Below are 890 nucleotides of genomic sequence, written 5' to 3' on the forward strand. Positions count from 1 at the left end.
AGTGCGGAAGTGCAGCTCCCTTTGAATGAAGTGCTAGCGATTAAAATTACCGCTGCAATGTTGGCGTTAGATGAAGAAGGGAATTTAGGTGTCAAAACACTGCAAGATGAACACGTTAAGTTTGTTCCTATCCAGTTAGTCAAAGCAGAAGAAGATGGCGTTTGGTTATCTGGGCTTGGCGAGCAAGCGGACATCATTGTATTAGGACAGGGGTTTGTTCGTGATGGCGATACCGTGATTGCGAATAAAGTCGGTGATGTCGCTGCCGATGCGGCCGAAGAATAGGGAGGCAGCATGTTTAGTATAATTGACGCTGCGTTATCCCGATCAAGAACGATGTTGACCTTGTTGGTGATGATCCTCATCGCAGGGGTCATTACTTACGTCACCATCCCAAAAGAATCTAGTCCCGATATCACTATTCCTATCATTTACGTCTCTGTTGGGCATCAAGGTATTTCTCCAACTGATGCTGAGCGTTTACTGGTTCGTCCTATCGAACAAGAACTGCGCTCAATTGAAGGGGTGAAAGAGATGACATCGGTTGCCTCCGAAGGCCACGCTTCAGTCACTTTAGAGTTTAGCGTCGGCGTGGATCTCGATAAAGCGATGGCGGATGTTCGCGACGCGGTCGATCTGGCGAAACCTAAGTTACCTGCAGACAGTGATGAACCGACGGTCAATGAAGTTACTTTTGCTTCAGAGGAGCCAGTTTTAACCGTTGTGCTTTATGGCACGGTGCCAGAGAGAACCATTGTTCAAATCGCACGAACGTTGCGTGACAGATTAGAAAGCTTCCGTCAGATCTTGGAAGTCGATATTGCTGGTGATCGTGAAGATATTGTCGAGATCGTCGTCGATCCGCTTTTAATGGAAAGCTATGGATTGGA

The 890-nt window shown here is 47.2% G+C and carries 1 protein-coding gene and 1 pseudogene; both read left to right on the plus strand.

Translation table 11 applies throughout. From position 1 onward, the window contains the following. A pseudogene (gene vmeJ, locus R7O13_RS25230) lies at positions 1 to 285 on the plus strand (multidrug efflux RND transporter periplasmic adaptor subunit VmeJ); the annotation flags it as partial. A gap of 9 nt (positions 286 to 294) precedes the next feature. Then, positions 295 to 890: efflux RND transporter permease subunit (locus tag R7O13_RS25235; protein ID WP_318304990.1), on the plus strand; the 596-nt coding region annotated here is incomplete at its 3' end.

The sequence above is a fragment of the Vibrio sp. Y176 genome, from assembly GCF_033438945.1.